A 3,249-nucleotide genomic window follows, 5' to 3' on the forward strand; every position below is an offset into this window, starting at 1 on the left:
CACCTTTCACCTACCACCAAGAACCAACCACCTAGCACCTAGCACCTAGCACCTAGCACCTAGCACCTAGCACCTAGCACCTTTAACCATTCCTACGCGATATAAAATCGCTGCTACAATCTTGCTAACTTGCTAACTTGCTAACTTGCTAACTAACACCAACAAAAAAGCCGTGGGATTTTCATCACACGGCTTTTGATATTTCGCTAAGTCGTTTTATTAGAACGAGTAGCTGTAACCTAGTTGTAGGGTACGTGGTTTACCTGGTTGAATACCGCCGTTTGCACGGTTTGCAACGTAGGTTTTGTCAAACAGGTTGTCTACTGTTAGGTATACTTTTTGTTTGTCATCGATGAGGTATTTAGCCGCTAAATCCCACACCACGCGGCTGTCGATTGCATTGCGACCTGAGTCTGTTAAGTCTGCGTGTGCATCAGACACATAACGCATTTGCGTATCGAATACGAAGCTTGAGAACGCAGCACCCACTGAAAGCGCTAATTGGTTTTCAGGCACGTATGGCATTGCATCGCCTTTTTCTACGCTACCCCAAAGCTCTGATTCAAAATCATTTTCGAACTGAGAATCAGTGTAAGTGTAAGTTAAGCGAACTGGGAATGAAGCTGCGTTGGTCGCAAACACTTTACCCGCGCTTAGCTCAAAACCAGACACAGATACTTCGCCGTAGTTGTATTGGTCGCCAATGTTGTTGTCGTTACAACCAACAGCGGCAGTACAGTTACCGTGCATGTTTGTGTAGTCAGAATTAAAGTAGATCACTTCACCTTGAATGCCCGCGTAATCGTAACGACCACCTAGCTCGATGTTAACACTCTCTTCTTCTTCTTGATCTGCGTTACCCGGTGCCGCTGGAGCGTAACCTTTTTGAATACCAGCAAGAAGCGTTAGGTTGTCGCTTACTGTGTAAGTGGCACCTAGTGACGGTACTAAGATTTCTGTGTCGTTGCTAATATCTTTTGTTAAGCCGTTAGCACGTGATGGATCAGACTTTGCCCATTCAACACGTTTGATAGTAATGTCTTCGTAGCGAAGACCTGCACTAATAACTAACGCATCAATTGTCCACTCATCTTGAATGAATAGGGTCGTCGCTTCTGCACTGTCTACACGGTTGCTATCAGAACCCGGTACGCCTTTATCAGTTAGCGTCATTGATAGGTCTTGATTAAGCGTGTATTTGTCTTGCCATTGGAAGCGATCCATTTCATCTTCATGGTAACGTGCACCCACAGTGATGTAGTGATCGCCAGCAGGAATATGGAACTCAGTTTGTAAGCCTTTTGCTTGGTAATCACGGTTATTTGCTTTTACTGCAACGCCTTCAATACCTTCGCTCGTTGGGTTTGCTTCAAACTCGCTGTATTTTTCTAAATCGCTTACACCCACTTTACTTGCTTTATACCAGTTACGGTGGAAGTCGTTTAAGTATGCAGTAGCAAGTAACTCGTAACCTTTACCAAAGCGGTATGCATAGTTAATTTGATATGCATTGTGTTGCGTGTTCATTTCGTCTTTTTGCGAAGCCGCATAACGACGGTAAGGATTTGCTTGGTAATCAGCATCTGTTAAACCCATGTACGTTTCGTCAGAGCGCTCATCTGAGTACTTTAACTTCATTTCTAGGCTGTGTGCTTCGTTATCACCAAAATCAAAACCAAACTTTAATAAGAAATCGTTCTTTTCAAAGCCAGTGTTATCGCTACCAACTGGTAAATCTTTAAAGCCATCTGCGCCGTAAGTGAATACTTCTACAAGGCCCGCAGCATTGTTTTTCTTTTTACCAAAGTAAGCATGACCTTTATAGAAACCGTCGCTACCAAGTTCAGCGTTAAGTAAACCTTTAGACCCTTCAGTCGGTAGGCTACGAGAAACTAAGTTTAAAACACCGCCTGTTGTACGTGGGCCATACTTAACAGACGCCGCACCTTTAAGTACTTCGATAGACTCCATACGACCCATTGTAGGGAAGTAGTAAGCAGAAGGCGCAGAGTACGGTGCTGGTGCTACAAGAACACCATCTTCCATTACAGAGATTTTGTCGTTACGACCGGTACCCGTACCACGCATACCGATGTTAGGACGAAGGCCATAGCCGTCTTCTTCTTGTACATATACACCCGGTACAGCACTTAAAACACGTGAGATATCAGTATATTCAAACTTTTCTAGTTCTTGCTCACCAATAAAAGTAGCAGAGCCAGGAATATCGTTAATTGCAGATGCAGAGCCAATTACAGTGATTTGTTCGAAGTTCTTCTCTTCTTTAGTTACATCTTTTGCAAAAGCATTAGCGCTTAGAGATAAAGCGACCGCAGTCGAAAGCGTAGAAACAATAAACTTAGGTGTCATTGTGTGTCCTGTAGTGTTTAGATATTTTTAACGGGCGCAATTTAAACATGTAAAATAATGCGAATCAATCCTATTTGTACTAAAACAGGTCTGAACTGTAAGTTTTTGAATTAAATCAGGTATAAGAAATACAGTAGTATTGTATTACGATATTGGGTTTGGGAGGGTGTTAAGTAAAACTTAACGCTTGGGGCTTTCAGATTTCAGCCGTCAGCTATCAGATTAAAAGTTAGCGAGTTAGCGAGTTAGCGAGTTAGCAAGAGTAAAGGGGAAAGAGTAAAGGGGAAAGTTTGCGAGATGCGAGGTGTAGGAGGCGTTTTAACGCCGAAAAAATGAAGATATTAGATATCTTAGAAGTTAGATTAAAATACCCAAGTTAGCGAGTCGCAAGGAGAAAGGGTAAAGGAGCGATCAGCTCGTAGGTTGGGTAGAGCGGAGCGAAACCCAACGTATGGAGTCATCAGCTATCAGATTGAAAAGTTAGCGAGTTAGCAAGAGTAAAGGGGAAAGGTACGAGTTCCGAGGGAAGAGGTACGAGACGTAGGAGGCGTTTTAACGCCGAAAAAAGAGATATTAGATATCAGTGGTTAGAAGTTAGATTAAAATACCCAAGTTAGCGAGTCGCAAGGAGAAAGGGTAAAGGAGCTATCAGCTCGTAGGTTGGGTAGAGCGGAGCGAAACCCAACGTATGGAGTCATCAGCTATCAGATTAAAAGTTAGCGAGTTAGCAAGAGTAAAGGGGAAAGGTACGAGTTCCGAGGGAAGAGATACGAGACGTAGGAGGCGTTTTAACGCCGAAAAAAGTCGATTTGGTAGGAGCTCCCTTTACCAATTCGAAACCAACACTATGCTGTTAGCACCTAGCACCTAGCTAAATTC

1 protein-coding gene is annotated in these 3,249 nt (G+C 43.2%); it reads right to left on the minus strand.

Annotated elements, in window-relative coordinates:
* Positions 1 to 219: 219 nt before the first annotated feature.
* Positions 220 to 2,370: a TonB-dependent receptor family protein gene (locus tag CWC28_RS20790; protein ID WP_105181200.1), complete on the minus strand. Its 2,151-nt coding sequence runs from the start codon at positions 2,368 to 2,370 to the stop codon at positions 220 to 222.
* Positions 2,371 to 3,249 lie beyond the last annotated feature (879 nt).

The sequence above is a fragment of the Pseudoalteromonas sp. S4492 genome, assembly GCF_005886115.1.
In the GTDB taxonomy this organism is placed as follows: Bacteria; Pseudomonadota; Gammaproteobacteria; order Enterobacterales; family Alteromonadaceae; genus Pseudoalteromonas; species Pseudoalteromonas gelatinilytica.